Origin of the sequence: Clostridium disporicum (genome assembly GCF_001405015.1) — a bacterium.
In the GTDB taxonomy this organism is placed as follows: Bacteria; Bacillota; Clostridia; order Clostridiales; family Clostridiaceae; genus Clostridium; species Clostridium disporicum_B.
Map to the genome: position 1 here is coordinate 23,938 of NZ_CYZX01000021.1, position 16,164 is coordinate 40,101.

Below are 16,164 nucleotides of genomic sequence, written 5' to 3' on the forward strand. Positions count from 1 at the left end.
TTACTCCTTAAGATTAATATATATTATTTTATTCAAAAATGTTTTATATGATAATTTATCATATAAAAAGATAAATAGAAAAGATGAAAGAGTTGAGATAGATGAAAGAGATTAGTTTATATATACATATTCCATTTTGTAAGCAGAAATGTTTTTATTGTGATTTTCCATCATATTCAGGAAAAGAAAGATTTAAGGAAGATTATGTGGATGCACTTATTGAGGAAATAGAAAAAAGAGCTAGAGGTTATATAATTAAAACTATTTTTATTGGAGGCGGAACACCATCATATTTAGAAGTAAATCAAATAGAAAAGCTATTATTAGCAATAAATAAGCTTAATCTTCATAAAGATATCGAATTTAGTATGGAATGTAATCCAGGAGTTTTATTTAAAGAAAAATTGATAGCTATGAAAAATGGTGGAGTTAATAGGATTAGTTTTGGATTACAATCTACAAAAGATTCGTTATTGAAGGAAGTTGGTCGTATTCATAGCTATGAGGAGTTTTTAGATAATTTTAAATTAGCAAGAGAGTTAGGATTTAAAAATATTAATGTAGATATAATGTATGGACTGCCTAATCAAACAGTTGAAGATTGGAAAGATACATTAGAAACTATATGCAGTATAAAGCCAGAGCACATATCTGCATATAGTTTAATAATTGAAGAGGGAACTGTTTTCTATAATTTATATGAAAAAGGATTGTTGAAGCTTCCTACTGAAGAAATGGAAAGAGAAATGGATAAATTAACAAAAGGTGTATTAAAAGATCATGGGTATCACCAATATGAAATATCCAATTATAGTTTAGATGGAAAAGAGTGTGAGCATAATAAGGTATACTGGCAGTTAAAAGACTATATAGGTTTAGGTACTGCAGCAAGTTCTTATATAGATGGTACAAGAATTAAAAATATTGATAATATTGAAGAATATATAAGTAAAATTAACTCTGGCATAGAAGTATATGAAGAGAAGTATATTAATTCTGAAGAAGATGAAATAGAAGAATTTATATTTATGGGATTAAGAATGAATAAAGGAATAAGTATTAAGGAATTCGAGGAAAGATTTAATATGTCAGTAGAGAGTATATATGAAAAAGTCTTAGAGAAAAATATAAAGAATGGTTTCTTAAAGAAAGAAAACGGTAGAATATACCTAACATCAATAGGGATGGACTTTTCTAATAATGTAATGGCAGAATTTATATTAGACAAATAAATGAAATGGTAGTAAATGAAAGAAAAATAAAGGAAATAAGAGATAAACTTGAAAAAATAAAAAGTTATAAAAAATATTCTGAAAATTTAACGTAATATGAAATTGACAAAAAAGCTAAAGAATAATATATTGTTAATGTAGTCATTAGCACTCGAACTTAATGAGTGCTAACAATAGGAGTGGTGTTATGGCTATTGATGAAAGAAAAATAAAAATATTACAAGCCATCATTAATGACTATATTATGACAGGTGAACCTGTTGGATCAAGAACGATAGCTAAGAAATATAACTTAGGAGTAGGATCTGCAACTATTAGAAATGAGATGGCGGATCTAGAAGAAATGGGTTACTTAGAGCAACCCCATACATCTTCAGGGAGAATACCTTCAAGTAAGGGATACAGACTATATGTAGATAGGTTAATGGAGAAGGCTCAGTTAAGTAAAGAGGAAGAATTAAAGATTAAAGAATATATAATTAATTCTGCTATGTACGAAGTAGATAAAATATTAAAAGAAGCCTGTGTATTACTTTCTGAACTTACAAATTTAACATGTATAGTGCAAACACCTTCAATGAAGAGAAGCTATATTAAATCTATTCAGCTTATAAAAATAGATGAATCAAATTTAATTTCAGTTATTGTTACAGATAGTGGAGTAATTAAAAATCATAGAATTAAAATTAGTAATATGCCACCTAGTGATAAATTAGCTAGAATTAATGATGTTTTAAATAGTAAATTGAAGAATTTGACGATTGAAGCAATTAATTTAGAAGTTATAAATGAAGTTAAAAAAGAACTAGCAGGATTTGATGATTTATTTAATGCTATACTTCCAGCTTTATATGAAAGTTTAAATAGCAGCGATAAAGAAGAATTAGTGGTAGAAGGAACTACAAATTTATTTAATTACCCTGAATATAATGATATTGAAAAAGCTAAAGAGATGATTCAACTTATAAGTAACAAGGATTGTGTAATAGAGTTGTTAGAGCCAGATGGTGATATAACTGTAAGAATTGGTGATGAAAACTATATTCCTGAAGCTAAAGAATGTTCTGTAATAACAGCAGAGTATACATTAGGAGGTAGAGCAATAGGAAGTATAGGACTGATAGGTCCTAGAAGAATTAATTATTCTAAGGTGCTTTCTATAATGGCTCAAGTGATGAAGGAATTAAATAAAAGTCTTAAAAATCAAAGTCTTGATTAATGATTGTTGAGGTGTAGTAATGGAAGAGAAAAGAGAGTTAGAACAAGATGAAGTTCTTGAAGAGGTTAAAGAAAAAGAAACTAATGAAGAGATAGTTGAAGAAGTAGAAGACACTACAGAAGAAGTAGTGGAAGAAAATAATGAAGAGGATACACTATCTATGGTAAGAAAGTTAAAAGATGAAAAAAAGAAACTTGATAATGAACTTAATACATTAAAAGATAGATTAATGAGACTATCGGCTGAGTATGATAACTTTAGAAAAAGAACAAGTAAAGAAAAAGAAGGTATTTATACAGATGCTTGTGTTGATGTATTAAAGGAATTAGTACCTGTTTTAGATAATCTTGAAAGAGCTATTGCTGTAGATGGTAGCGTTGAAGACCTTAAAAAAGGTATAGAAATGACTATAAAAGGATTCCAATCATCTTTAGAAAAATTAGGTGTTGAAGAAATAGATACTACTTCAGGATTTGATCCAAACTTTCATCAAGCAGTAATGCATGTTCAAGATGAAAATTTTGAAAAGAATTCAGTAGCAGAAGTATTCTTAAAAGGATATAAAAGAAATGACAAGATAATTAGATATACTATGGTAAAAGTAGCAAACTAATTTAATTTTATAAAAGTAAATAAGATTCTAAATTATAGATAGATTTCGAGGAGGAAATTATTATGGGAAAAATTATAGGTATTGATTTAGGTACAACAAATTCATGTGTAGCCGTTATGGAAGGTGGAGAACCAGTAGTTATTGCTAACTCTGAAGGTGCAAGAACTACTCCATCAGTAGTATCTTTCCAAGCAAACGGAGAAAGATTAGTAGGGCAAGTTGCTAAAAGACAAGCGATTACAAATCCTGATCATACAATAATCTCTATAAAGAGAGAAATGGGAACTGACCACAAAACTAAGATTGATGACAAAACTTATTCACCACAAGAAATATCAGCAATGATTCTTCAAAAAATCAAAGCAGATGCTGAAGCTTATTTAGGTGAAAAAGTAACTCAAGCAGTTATAACTGTTCCTGCATACTTTAATGATGCTCAAAGACAAGCGACTAAAGATGCTGGTAGAATAGCAGGATTAGAAGTTTTAAGAATAATAAACGAACCAACAGCTGCTTCATTAGCTTATGGTCTAGATAAGACTGACCACAGCGAAAAAATATTTGTATATGACCTTGGTGGAGGTACATTCGACGTATCTATCCTTGAATTAGGTGATGGAGTATTCGAAGTATTAGCAACAAATGGTGATACTAAGCTTGGTGGAGATGACTTCGATGAAAAGATAATGAACTACATCGCAGAAACTTTCAAAGCTGAAAATGGTATAGATTTAAGAAATGATAAGATGGCACTTCAAAGATTAAAAGAAGCTGCAGAAAAAGCTAAGATTGAATTATCATCTTCAATGCAAACAAACATCAACTTACCATTCATCACTGCTGATGCAACTGGTCCAAAGCACATAGACTTAAACTTAACTAGAGCAAAATTCAATGAATTAACTCATGACTTAGTTCAAAGATCTATTGAGCCAATGAAGAAAGCTTTAGCTGATGCGGGACTTTCAATGAGCCAAATAGATAAAGTAATATTAGTTGGTGGATCAACAAGAATACCAGCTGTTCAAGAAGCAGTTAAAAACTTCACTGGAAAAGAACCTTCAAAGGGAGTTAACCCAGATGAATGCGTTGCTGTAGGTGCAGCTATCCAAGCAGGTGTATTAACAGGAGAAGTTAAAGACGTATTATTATTAGACGTTACACCATTAACACTTGGAATTGAAACATTAGGTGGAGTTGCAACAGCATTAATAGAAAGAAATACAACTATTCCAACTAAGAAGAGTCAAGTATTCTCAACAGCTGCAGATGGTCAAACATCAGTTGAAATTCATGTAGTTCAAGGTGAAAGACAAATGGCTGCTGATAACAAGACTTTAGGTAGATTTACTCTATCAGGAATAGCTCCAGCTCCAAGAGGAATTCCACAAATCGAAGTTACATTTGATATAGATGCTAACGGTATAGTTAAGGTTTCAGCTATGGATAAAGGAACTGGAAAAGAAGCTAACATCACAATCACTGCTTCAACTAACCTTTCTGATGAAGAAGTAGAAAGAGCAGTAAAAGAAGCTGAAAAATTTGCTGAAGAAGATAAGAAGAGAAAAGAATCTATAGAAGTTAAGAATAATGCTGACCAATTAGCTTATCAAACAGAAAAACAATTAGAAGAATTAGGAGATAAGATTGCTGCTGATGATAAAGCTAAGATAACTGCTAAGTTAGATGCATTAAAAGCTGTTAAAGATGGAGAAGATTTAGAAGCTATCAAGAAAGCTACAGAAGAATTAACTCAAGAATTCTACGCTATATCTTCAAAGATGTACCAAGCTGCAGGAGCTCAAGGTGGAGCAGAAGGATTTGATCCAAACAATATGGGTGGAGCAAACCAAGGTTCAGCTCATCATGATGACAATGTAGTAGATGCAGACTTCGAAGTTAAAGACGATAAATAATAAATTATAGAGGGAAGACAAAGCCGTCTTCCCTTCTTTAAAGTTAAGATTGATAAGTTAAGAGTTAATGAGAAAACTTTAGTTAGAATTTTTTTTATAAACTTTTAACTCTTAATCCTTAATTAAATAAAGTAGTTTACTATTTTGTTTATAAATGTTAATATTGCTTAAGTAATATAATGAAAAAAATAGGTGGTGACATGATAGATGGCAAGTAAAGACTACTATGCTTCTCTTGGACTTGAAAAGGGAGCAAGTGATGATGAAATAAAAAGAGCCTTTAGAAAGCTAGCTATTAAATACCATCCTGATAAGAATCAAGGAAATAAGGAAGCAGAAGAAAAGTTTAAAGAAATAAATGAAGCATATCAAGTACTTTCTGATCCAGAGAAAAAGGCTAGATATGATCAATTTGGAACTGCTGACTTTGATGGAAGTGGATTTGGATCAGGTGGATTTGGTGGCTTTGACTTCTCAGATATGGGAGGCTTTGGAGATATATTTGAAAGCTTTTTCGGAGGCGGTGGTGGTTCATCAAGAAGAAGAAATGGACCAACTAAGGGTGCAGATATAGAATATACTTTAAATTTAACTTTTGAAGAAGCTATATTTGGAACTGAAAAAGAGATTACAATTACTAAAAATGAAAATTGTGAAGAGTGTCATGGAACAGGTGCTAAGGCTGGAAGTACACCAAAAACTTGTGATCAATGTGGAGGAAGTGGTCAAGTAAGAGTTCAAAGACAAACACCGCTTGGTAACTTCGTAAGTACTTCAACTTGTGATAGATGTGGTGGAAAAGGAACAATAGTTGATAATCCATGTCCAACATGTTCAGGAAAAGGTAAAGTAAGAAAGAGAAGAGTTATAAAGGTTAAAGTTCCAGCTGGGGTTGATACAGGAAATATAATTCCATTAAGAGGACAAGGTGAACATGGTAACAATGGTGGTCCTGCAGGTGATTTATATGTAAGAATAAATGTATCAGCATCAAAGCAGTTTGAAAGAAGAGGAAATGACATATATATAGATACTCATATCTCTATGAGTAAAGCAGCATTAGGTGTTGAAATAATTGTACCAACAGTAGATGGAGATGTAAAATATACAATTCCTGAAGGAACACAATCAGGAACTTTATTTAGATTAAAGGGTAAAGGTGTTCCGAGAGTTAATTCATCAGGTAGAGGAGATCAGTACGTAAGAGTAATAGTTGATATTCCTAAGAACTTAAACGAAAAGCAAAAGGATGCTTTAAAAGCATTTATGGAAGCTTGTGGTGAAAGTATAGATGGTGAAGTAAAGCACAAAAAAGGTTTTAAAGATTTATTTAGATAAAAAAAGCTGCGAATTTGCAGCTTTTTTAATTGGATTAAATTTTGGGTAGATTTATTGTGACAAAAAGGTATATACTAATAAAGTATTAAAAGTTAATATATTTTAAACTAGTGTTGAAAATATAAAACATAATATTAAATCTTATATAATTTTAATAGTATATTAAAACATATGATTAAAAGATGTGAGGTGTACAATGAAAGAATTAAAAGAAAAGTTATTATCTGAAATAGAGGACTTTAGAGAGTTAGGTCATAAGTTTTATGATGGGGAAGTCTCTATGATGGATTTTAAGCATGCTTCAGGTGGAATGGGAGTTTATGCTCATAAAGGTGGAAAGGAATTTATGATTAGGTTAAGAATTCCATCAGGAATAATTACTGTACCGCAATTAAATTTAATATATGACTGGGCAGTAAAGTATGGATTAGATAAATTACATTTTACTACTCGTCAAGCAATACAATATCATGGAATATCTATAGATTCAGTATGTGATTTAATGGAAGATGCATTAAAGGAAGATATATATACTCGTGGAGCAGGTGGTAACTTCCCAAGAAATGTTGCTTTATCACCGTTATCAGGAGTAGATAAAGAAGAAGCTTTTGATCCTACACCATATGCATTAGCTGTAGGAAATTATTTTATGGAAAGAATAACAACATATAAATTACCAAGAAAGCTTAAGGTATCATTTTCAAATAGCGAGAGAGATACTGCACACTGTACAATTCAAGATCTTGGGTTCTTAGCTGTTAATGAAAATGGCAAAAATCAATTTAGGGTATATTTAGGTGGTGGACTTGGAAGAAATCCGAGATTAGCTTTAATATATCCAGAGTTAATAAATCCAGATGAAGTTTTATACTATGTAGAAGGTATGGTTAATTTATTTAAGGCAGAAGGAAACTATGAAAATAAAGCAAAAGCTCGTGTAAGATATATGGTAGAGAAGTTAGGCGAAGAAAACTTCATTAATGAATATAGAAGATATGTAGAAGAAGCTAAAGAAAGAGGAGAATTAGATATAGATGTTACTCCTGTAGTATGCAATAAAGAGGGAATAGCTATAGATATAGAAGATGAAAGAATATATCCTCAAAAGCAAGAAGGATTATATAGCTTATATATTCATCCATTTGGTGGCCAAATAAAGATTGATGAGTTAAAGGCTATAAAGGATATAATTTCAGAGTTTGATGCAGTAGAGTTAAGATTATCAATGACAGAAGGAGTATATGTTAGAAATCTTAACGGAAATGAAGTAAAGAGACTTTTAGATGTTACTAAATCTATTGGTGGAAAAACTTCATTTGAATATAGTGTTTCTTGTATAGGGGTTCCGACTTGCCAATTAGGAATAGGAAATAGCCAAGAAACTTTAAATGAAATGTTAGATTATATAAAAGAAAAAGTAAATAGATTAGATTTACTACCAAGAGTTTATATATCTGGATGTGGAAATTCTTGTGGTGTCCATGAAATTGCTGAAATAGGACTAACAGGAAAGAAGAAGAGAGTAAATGATGTAGTTCAAGAAGCTTATGAATTACATGTTAATGGAAGCTTCTTAGCTAAAGAATGTAGATTAGGAAAAATTTATGGAGATATTTTAAAGAAAGATATCCCAGAATTTATATATAAACTTTCACTGGAATTAGAAGATAAAAATATGAATTTTTCAACTTATTTAGAAAAAAATGAAGAAAGCTTCAAAAAAATATTTGAAGAATTTAAGTGTTAAAATAATAACTAAATATTATATAAAATTAAAATTAAAAGGTTGCTTTGAATTATAGCAGCCTTTTAATATTGAAATAAATATAAATAGATGTATAATTAATCTATGATTTAAACAAAAGATTTGGAGTGAAGTTATATGAGAATGAGAAGAAAACCATGGGCTAGACCAGAGTTAGAAGCTTGTCACTTCTTTATACAGAAACCTAGTGAGTATAAAGGAAAATGGAAAGAATTCTTTAAGAATAATAATCCTATTTATTTAGAATTAGGTTGTGGAAAAGGAACGTTTATGGCTGTCCATGGATCTGAAAATCCAGATATAAACTATATTGCCGTAGATATAAAGGACGAGGTATTAGTATTAGCTAAAAGAAACATAGAAAAGGCATATGAAGAAAAGAATCATAAATTAAATAATGTTGCTTTAATGTCTCAGGAGATAGCTCTTATTGATGATATGCTAAGTGAAGATGATACAGTAGATAGAATATATATAAACTTCTGTAATCCTTGGCCAAAAGATAGGCACAAGAAGAGAAGATTAACTCACACTAGACAGTTAAACAAGTATAAGACTTTCTTAAAAAAAGAAGGTGAAATATGGTTTAAAACAGATGACGATGAGTTATTTGAAGAATCATTAGAGTACTTTAAAGAGTGTAATTTAGATATAAAATATATAACATATGATCTACACAATAGTGGATTTGAGGGAAATGTTGTTACAGAACATGAAGAAATGTTCACGAAACAAGGTATAAAAACAAAATTTTTAATTGCAGAATATAAATAGGCTAAATTTCTAAAAATAAAAAGACTGGATAATACAGTCTTTTTACTTTATATTTTTTTTAACAAACAATTATGGTAGGTATCCAATGTATATGTTTACTAGATAAAAGTGACAATAATGTAATGAAATTTTAAAGAAAATTTCATTGAATTTAAATTATAATAACTGTATACTTGTACGAGTGCTTTGAAAAGAAATAAGGAATAATGGTGATAAGATTATGATATTTTTTGTAACGATGATTGTATTTTCTCCTATTACTTCTATTATTCCAGGAATCTATGCAACGTATTTAATGTTTAAGAATAAAGGTAAAATAGAAAAAAACTATTTAAATATAGGTCTATTAGTGCTGTTTATTTGGTCTCTTATAGTGGCGATTATAAATGAAAGTGTATTATCATTTTTAGGATCAAGTATGTTGCTTATGTACTTTGCTATAGGATTTTTGGGACAGAGATATTTTATAAGTATAAGAAGAATTCATAAGACTTTTAAATATTCTATCTATCTAACTGCTTTAACGGCAATTAATGGAATAATAGAAAAGGGAGTATATTTTTATATTTTTAGAAAAACTGGAGAGTTTTCAAATCCATTCAATGATAGGGTTATTAGTGCTTATGGTAATCCTAATATGGCTGGGGCTTGGTTTGCAAGTGCTATATTTATAGCTTTATATTTAAGAGCAATAACAAGTGGAAAAAAACAAAAAAATATTTATACTCTATGCATTGCTATAATATTGATAGCACTTTTACTGACAGAATCATCAGGTGCTCTTGTAGCTTTTGTAGCGGCGTTTATTTGTTACTATGTTTTAAAGAGTTTAAAAGATAAGAGAAAGATGATAATTTTAGGATTAAGCATTTTTACTATTATATCAATGTTTTTAATATTAGAAAGTAAAGGTGATAGTAAAGCTGTTTTTAATGAGCTTAGAATTTCTTTTTCTTCGAGATATGATATATGGACTGGATCTTTAAAGATGATAGCTCAAAAGCCCTTAATGGGATGGGGGACGTTAGCTACATTAGAACATGGGAAAGAATTTTTCTATAACAATGGAAATAGTATACACTCACATAATATTTACTTAACATTTTGGGTATCTACGGGATTAATTGGATTATGTATGTATTTATATATAAAGCTAAAGATGTTTAAAGATTTATTTAAGCTTTATAAAACAAAAGAACCATTAGTACCATTATTAGTGGCGCTAAATGTGATTGTGATAGTTCAAGGGTTAGTTGATTGTTCGTTATATGCACCGCAGTTAGGAATATTATTTATGTCCACATGTGCGATTGTATTCAATTTATCACATGGAAAATTAAAAGTAGAAAATAAAAGAAAGAGAAAATATAAAGGAAATGTTATTAAGCTGGAAGCAAAAACAATTGTAATTTAATTAAAATGTAAAAAGGGCTGTTTATACGGCTCTTTTTAATATGGCTTTTAATAGAAATTAGATATAGACTTTATCTTTACATAAGTGTAGAATATAGAATTAGTCATAGGAAAAAATAAGAGAGGATGATATACATGGAAGGAACATGGATTGAAGTAAGAGTTATAACTACAAGTGAGGCTTTAGAGCCAGTATCAGGTATTTTTTATAGCTTAGACTGCAAAGGTGTTGCAATAGAGGATCCAAACGATATATTAGGAAGAGAGCAAGGACCATTAACTTGGGATTTTGCTGATATAAATATTTTAGAACATAAAGGAAATGCTGCTGTTGTTAAAGCGTATTTTTCAGAAGAAGATAATATAGAAGAAGTTCTTAAATACATAGATGAAAGACTTTCAGAATTAAAAGAAATGGGAATAAACCTTGGAGAAGGAAAGTTAGAATCAGAAAAGGTTCATGAAGAAGATTGGGCAAATAATTGGAAGAAATATTATAAGCCTTCTAAAGTTGGTGAGAAAATAGTTGTTAAGCCAATATGGGAAGAATACGAAGAAAAAGATGGTGAGTTAGTTGTCAATTTAGACCCAGGAATGGCTTTTGGAACAGGAACTCATGAAACTACTAGAATGTGCATACAATCATTAGAAAAGTATGTTAAAGAAGAAAGTGTTGTTTTTGATGTAGGGTGTGGATCAGGAATACTTGCTATAGCAGCGGCTAAGTTAGGAGCTAAAAAAGCTGTAGGGGTTGATTTAGATCCTGTTGCTGTAGAATCTTCTTTGGAAAATGTTCAATATAATAACTTAGATAATATAGAAATATTACACGGAAACTTAGTTGAAGTTATAGAAGGAAAAGCCGATGTAGTAGTTGCTAATATATTAGCTGAAATAATTTGTATTCTTACAGATGATGTTAAGAGAGTGTTAAAGCAAAATGGATATTTTATAACGTCTGGAATTATTCATGATAGAGTAGATATGGTAGTTGATAAGCTAGAAGCTTCAGGTTTTGAAGTAATAGAGAAAAATAGAGATGGAGAATGGAACTGTATAGTTGCAAAATTAAAATAGTCTTTAAAGGTGAAAAGTATGCATAAATTTTTTACGGCAAAAGAATTAATAAATGAAAATGTAGGAAAAATAATAGGTGATGATGTTAAGCATATAATGAAGGTGTTAAGATTAACATCAGGTGAGGAAGTAGTTTTAAATAATTGTGAAGGCACAGAATATTTAGCTACAATAAATAGTGTTAATAAGCAAGAAGTAACATTAAATATAATTAAAACTATAGAAGGAAGTAATGAAAGTGATATAAAGATAACTCTTTATCAAGGACTTCCTAAAAGTCAAAAGATGGATCTTATAGTTCAAAAGGGTACTGAACTTGGAGTTTACGAGTTTAAGCCAGTAATAACTTCAAGAGTTGATGTAAAACTAAAAGGTGAATTTAAGAAGTTAGATAGATTAAATAGAATATCTCTTGAAGCAGCGAAGCAAAGCAAAAGAAGTATTGTTCCTAAGGTTTTAGAACCAATGGATTTTAATGATGTTTTAGAAGAGATAGATACATTAGATTTAATGTTAGTACCTTATGAAAATGCAGAAGGGTTTGGTATAAAGACTCTAATAAACAATTTAAGAAAAGATAATATAAATTTAAGAGATATAAAAACTGTAGGAATATTAGTTGGTCCTGAAGGCGGATTTGAAGAGGAAGAAATTGTTAAACTAAAAGATAAAGGTGCTCATATAATAACTTTAGGTAAGAGAATTTTAAGAACAGAGACAGCTGGATTTGTAGCAGCATCTTTAATTCAATATGAGCTTAGTGATTTAGGAGGAGTAATTTAATGAAAGTTGCGTTTGCTACATTAGGTTGCAGAGTTAATCAATATGAATCAGAAGCAATGGCAGAAAAGTTTATAAGAGAAGGTTATGAAGTGGTAGACTTTGATCAGTTTTCTGATGTTTATGTAATAAATACTTGTACTGTAACCAACATGGGAGATAAAAAATCAAGACAGATAATAAGTAGAGCAAGAAGAACTAATCCAGAAGCAATAATAGCAGCAGTTGGATGTTATTCACAAATGTCACCAAAAGAAGTTTCTGAAATCCCAGGAGTGGATGTAGTTTTAGGAACTAGAAATAAAGGTGATGTAGTTTACTATGTAAACAAAGCTAAAGATGAAGGGAAATCTCAGGTACACGTGCAAGGGGTCCTTCAAAACAAAGTTTTCGAAGATTTAAAAATAGAAGATTATCAAGATAAAACTAGAGCATTTTTAAAGATACAAGATGGATGTAATAGATTTTGTACATATTGCACCATCCCATATGCAAGAGGTTCAGTATGTTCAAAAGATCCAAACAAGGTACTTTCTGAAGTAAGGGAGCTTGCTAAAAATGGATTCAAAGAAGTTATACTTTCTGGAATACATACAGCATCTTACGGATTAGATTTAGAAGGTAATGTAAATTTAATTTCAATAATTGAAGAAATTGAAAAAATTGATGGGATAGAAAGAATTAGAATAGGCTCGATAGAACCTGCATTCTTCACTCCAGAAGTTATAGAAAAAATAAAAAGCTTTAAGAAGCTTTGCTCTCACTTCCATCTTTCTCTTCAAAGTGGTTGTGATGCTACATTGAAAAGAATGAATAGAAGATATACTGCAAAAGAATATGAGGATTCAGTAAATCTTTTAAGAGAAACACTTCCAGATGTGTCAATTTCAACAGATGTAATAGTTGGTTTCCCAGGAGAGACAGAAGAAGAGTTCAATGAAACTTACGAATTCTTAAAGAGAATAAAGCTTACAAAAACTCATATCTTTAAGTATAGCCCAAGAAAAGGAACTAAGGCTGCTGATATGCCAAACCAAATTGATGGGAAAGTTAAAGATGAGAGAAGTAAAAAACTTATAGAGTTAAATGACATAAATGAAAAAGCTTTTACTGAGAAGTTTATAGATAGAGAAATGGATGTTTTATTTGAACAGCAAGTAAAAGGAAAAGAAGATGTATATGAAGGGTATACAAGAAATTATATAAAAGTTGAAGTTCATTGCATGGCAGCTAATATTACTGGTAGAATAGTAGATGTTAAGCTAGAAAAAGCAGAAAAAGATTATGCAATAGCAGAAATGGTTTAAGATAGTGACAAGTGATAGGTTTACAAGAAAGCTTACAAAGTTAGGTTAAAATAAAAATACGTTAATTATTATTTAGAAGATTTCTTTAATAGATTTTAATAAATTTCATATTTTTTATGTATAACTTATCATTTGTTATTTATAACTAATAAAAGGAGGTGAATTTATGGAGGATTGTATTTTTTGTAAAATAATAAAAGGTGAAATTTCATCTAAGAAAATATATGAAGATGATAAGGTTTTAGCTTTTTATGATATAAGTCCAGAAGCACCAGTTCATTTTTTAGTAATTCCGAAGGAGCATATAGTAAGTGCAAATGAAATAAATGAAAAAAATTGTGAAATTGTTGCACATATTTTCCTTGTAATTAATAAAATAACAAGAGAGCTTGGAATTGATAAGAGTGGCTATAGAATAGTAAATAACTGTGGTGAAGATGGAGGTCAAACAGTAGGACATATGCATTTCCATATTCTTGCTGGAAGAGGATTGCAATGGCCACCAGGCTAGAAAAGTTATTTATTATTGACAGTTTAAGTCTAAATATTATATAATATAGCGTGTGTTATTAAGCCCGTAGCTGAGTTAAAAATTAATTTGAGCTAGCGGAGGGAGGGATAATAGATGTCAGAAATTAAAGTTGGAGAAAATGAAACACTAGAAAGTGCTTTAAAAAGATTTAAGAGAAAGTGCGCTAGAGCTGGAGTTCTTTCAGAAGTAAGAAAGAGAGAACACTACGAAAAGCCAAGCGTAAAGAGAAAGAAAAAATCTGAAGCTGCAAGAAAGAGAAAGTTTAAGTAGTATTCATTTGTAATGTTATTAATTAGATAATAACTATATGAATTAAATAACTATATCAAGAATATAGTTGTGAAAAATCTGCTATGTTATTAATGAAATGAAAATAGTAATACCAGGTTGTTTTTTATAGATTTCTAGGTTTTAGCAAAAATAAAAGGTATTTATTGAATTTAATTTGATAACTGAATTATAAAAGATTTATAATATTTAAATCTTTATAAGTTACCTTCCTCAGCAATTAAATAAATAGAATTTATAAATTGTATAAACACAGCTACAGATAAAGGGATAATCACATTAAAAATATAGGTTAACTTATTTTATCAGTTATGCCAATTATTTTAATGCAAAGTAGATTTGAAGACTTATAAGTTAGAAATTATAACTATTAAGATAATGAAAAAGAACTCAATGTAAATTGAGTTCTTTTTTTATTATTTTGTGATTTTATTCCTTACTTTATCATAAAGTACATTGAGAGACTTTAATTAGGAGGAAATAAAATGGGGGAAAAGTTAAATAAAAAAAGAACTATACTAATTGAAAAGTTAGATCTTCCAAAAGATGTTGTATTAGATGTACCCAAGATAATAGTTATAGGTAAAGAAGAAGTTACTATAGAAAATCATAAAGGTATATTAACTTTTAATGAAGATGAGATAAGGGTAAATAGTAAGTTAGGGCCAATATCTATAAAAGGAGAAGGTTTTGAAATATTATATATAGCAACATCAACAATAACTATTAGTGGAAAGTTTGCTTCAATATCTTATGAGGAGTGATTAGTATGGGGATGAATAATATTAGAGCAGGGAGAATAACGGTAGAGATAAAACTTCTAAATCCGGATAGGATTTTGAACATATTTTGGAATAGAAATATAAACATATATAAAATAAATAAGAAAAATATTTCTACTATAAGATTAGATATAGATTATATTAATTATGAAGAAGTTTGTGAAGTTATACAAACTCTTGGTGGCAAAATTAGTATAGTAAAAAGAAGGGGATTCATATTTTGGCTTAGAAATATGAGGGGTAAAATTTCTTTAGTGGTTGGGTTGATGTTATTTTTAGTGGTAATATTTTTATTATCTAATTATGTTTGGGCAATAGATATAAATGTACAAGAAAACATATCACCATTTGAAATAAGACAGCAACTAAAAGAAATAGGGATAAAGCCAGGAATGGCCAAAAGTGATATAGTTGTTGAAGATATAGAAAAGAAGTTGGAAAATGCCAATAGTGAGATACTTTGGCTTAGAGTAAGAGTAGAGGGATCTACTTTGAATGTAACCATAGAAGAAAAAATAAATCCTCCTACAGAATGGAATGGGCAATATGGAAATCTAGTTGCTACTGAGGATGGAGAAGTAGTTAAGGTATATACCTATGCTGGAAGATCAGCAGTTAAACAGGAACAAATGGTTAAAAAGGGAGATGTATTAATAGAAGGCATAGATGGTAAAGAAGGGCAAGAATATATTATTGCACCTAGGGGGATTGTTATAGCTAATACTTTTTATGAAAAAACAATGCAGTTAAAATTAACTGGCACAAAGCTTGAAAGAAGTGGAGAAAGAGAAACAGAATATTACATTAGTATATTTGGAAAAAAAATATATTTAAAGAAGGCTATAAAAGACTTTAAAGAGTATGATAGAATAGAAAAGAGTGGAAAAATATTTAATGAAGTGGTATATTATGAGAGAATAGAAAAAAAAGTAGATATTACTGAAGAAGAAGCCGAAAAAATAGCTATAGAAAGTTTAGAAGAATCATTGAAAAAAGACCTTACTAGAGATTCTAAAGTAGTAGATAAGATTGTAAAGAAGCAACTAGATAGTGATGGGAATTTAACTATAAAAGTAGTTTTTGTAGTAGAAAAAAATATAGTGAACGATATTCCTGTACAATATTAAC

General features: G+C 29.7%; 15 protein-coding genes. All 15 read left to right on the forward strand.

Annotated elements, in window-relative coordinates; translation table 11 throughout:
• Nucleotides 1–101: 101 nt before the first annotated feature.
• Nucleotides 102–1,232, forward strand: coding sequence for a radical SAM family heme chaperone HemW (gene hemW, locus ARA56_RS13125; protein ID WP_055267409.1), 1,131 nt, complete (start codon nucleotides 102–104; stop codon nucleotides 1,230–1,232).
• Nucleotides 1,233–1,419: 187 nt separating this feature from the next.
• A complete protein-coding gene (hrcA, locus tag ARA56_RS13130; protein WP_055267411.1) occupies nucleotides 1,420–2,451 on the forward strand; it encodes a heat-inducible transcriptional repressor HrcA in 1,032 nt (343 codons plus the stop codon).
• A 19-nt stretch (nucleotides 2,452–2,470) separates the two neighbouring features.
• Nucleotides 2,471–3,064 carry a nucleotide exchange factor GrpE gene (gene grpE / locus ARA56_RS13135; RefSeq protein ID WP_055267413.1) on the forward strand — a complete coding sequence of 198 codons (594 nt, stop codon included), beginning with the start codon at nucleotides 2,471–2,473 and terminating at the stop codon, nucleotides 3,062–3,064.
• Nucleotides 3,065–3,126: 62 nt separating this feature from the next.
• Complete coding sequence (dnaK, locus tag ARA56_RS13140) at nucleotides 3,127–4,980, forward strand: molecular chaperone DnaK (protein WP_055267415.1); 1,854 nt, start codon at nucleotides 3,127–3,129, stop codon at nucleotides 4,978–4,980.
• Between the two features lie 207 nt (nucleotides 4,981–5,187).
• On the forward strand, nucleotides 5,188–6,318 hold the full coding sequence (dnaJ, locus tag ARA56_RS13145; protein WP_055267417.1) for a molecular chaperone DnaJ: 1,131 nt from the start codon (nucleotides 5,188–5,190) through the stop codon (nucleotides 6,316–6,318).
• A 196-nt stretch (nucleotides 6,319–6,514) separates the two neighbouring features.
• Complete coding sequence (locus ARA56_RS13150; protein WP_055267419.1) at nucleotides 6,515–8,065, forward strand: nitrite/sulfite reductase; 1,551 nt, start codon at nucleotides 6,515–6,517, stop codon at nucleotides 8,063–8,065.
• Nucleotides 8,066–8,200: 135 nt separating this feature from the next.
• Nucleotides 8,201–8,857 (forward strand): tRNA (guanosine(46)-N7)-methyltransferase TrmB, encoded by a 657-nt coding sequence (gene trmB, locus ARA56_RS13155; protein ID WP_055267421.1) that lies wholly within the window; start codon nucleotides 8,201–8,203, stop codon nucleotides 8,855–8,857.
• A 220-nt stretch (nucleotides 8,858–9,077) separates the two neighbouring features.
• Nucleotides 9,078–10,271 (forward strand): O-antigen ligase family protein, encoded by a 1,194-nt coding sequence (locus tag ARA56_RS13160; protein WP_055267423.1) that lies wholly within the window; start codon nucleotides 9,078–9,080, stop codon nucleotides 10,269–10,271.
• Between the two features lie 134 nt (nucleotides 10,272–10,405).
• Complete coding sequence (gene prmA, locus ARA56_RS13165) at nucleotides 10,406–11,347, forward strand: 50S ribosomal protein L11 methyltransferase (RefSeq protein ID WP_055267425.1); 942 nt, start codon at nucleotides 10,406–10,408, stop codon at nucleotides 11,345–11,347.
• A gap of 18 nt (nucleotides 11,348–11,365) precedes the next feature.
• The gene (locus ARA56_RS13170; protein WP_055267427.1) at nucleotides 11,366–12,130 is read left to right on the forward strand and encodes an RsmE family RNA methyltransferase; all 765 of its coding nucleotides are present in this window, start codon (nucleotides 11,366–11,368) and stop codon (nucleotides 12,128–12,130) included.
• On the forward strand, nucleotides 12,130–13,434 hold the full coding sequence (mtaB, locus tag ARA56_RS13175; RefSeq protein ID WP_055267428.1) for a tRNA (N(6)-L-threonylcarbamoyladenosine(37)-C(2))-methylthiotransferase MtaB: 1,305 nt from the start codon (nucleotides 12,130–12,132) through the stop codon (nucleotides 13,432–13,434). Before ARA56_RS13170 ends, mtaB begins: the two co-directional genes overlap by 1 nt.
• A gap of 166 nt (nucleotides 13,435–13,600) precedes the next feature.
• Nucleotides 13,601–13,945: a histidine triad nucleotide-binding protein gene (locus ARA56_RS13180; protein ID WP_055267430.1), complete on the forward strand. Its 345-nt coding sequence runs from the start codon at nucleotides 13,601–13,603 to the stop codon at nucleotides 13,943–13,945.
• A 114-nt stretch (nucleotides 13,946–14,059) separates the two neighbouring features.
• Entirely contained in the window at nucleotides 14,060–14,236 is a 177-nt protein-coding gene (gene rpsU, locus ARA56_RS13185; RefSeq protein WP_055267432.1) for a 30S ribosomal protein S21, read from the forward strand.
• A 503-nt stretch (nucleotides 14,237–14,739) separates the two neighbouring features.
• A complete protein-coding gene (gene yqfC / locus ARA56_RS13190; protein ID WP_055267434.1) occupies nucleotides 14,740–15,018 on the forward strand; it encodes a sporulation protein YqfC in 279 nt (92 codons plus the stop codon).
• Nucleotides 15,019–15,023: 5 nt separating this feature from the next.
• Nucleotides 15,024–16,163 carry a sporulation protein YqfD gene (gene yqfD, locus ARA56_RS13195; RefSeq protein ID WP_055267436.1) on the forward strand — a complete coding sequence of 380 codons (1,140 nt, stop codon included), beginning with the start codon at nucleotides 15,024–15,026 and terminating at the stop codon, nucleotides 16,161–16,163.
• Nucleotide 16,164: the final 1 nt, after the last annotated feature.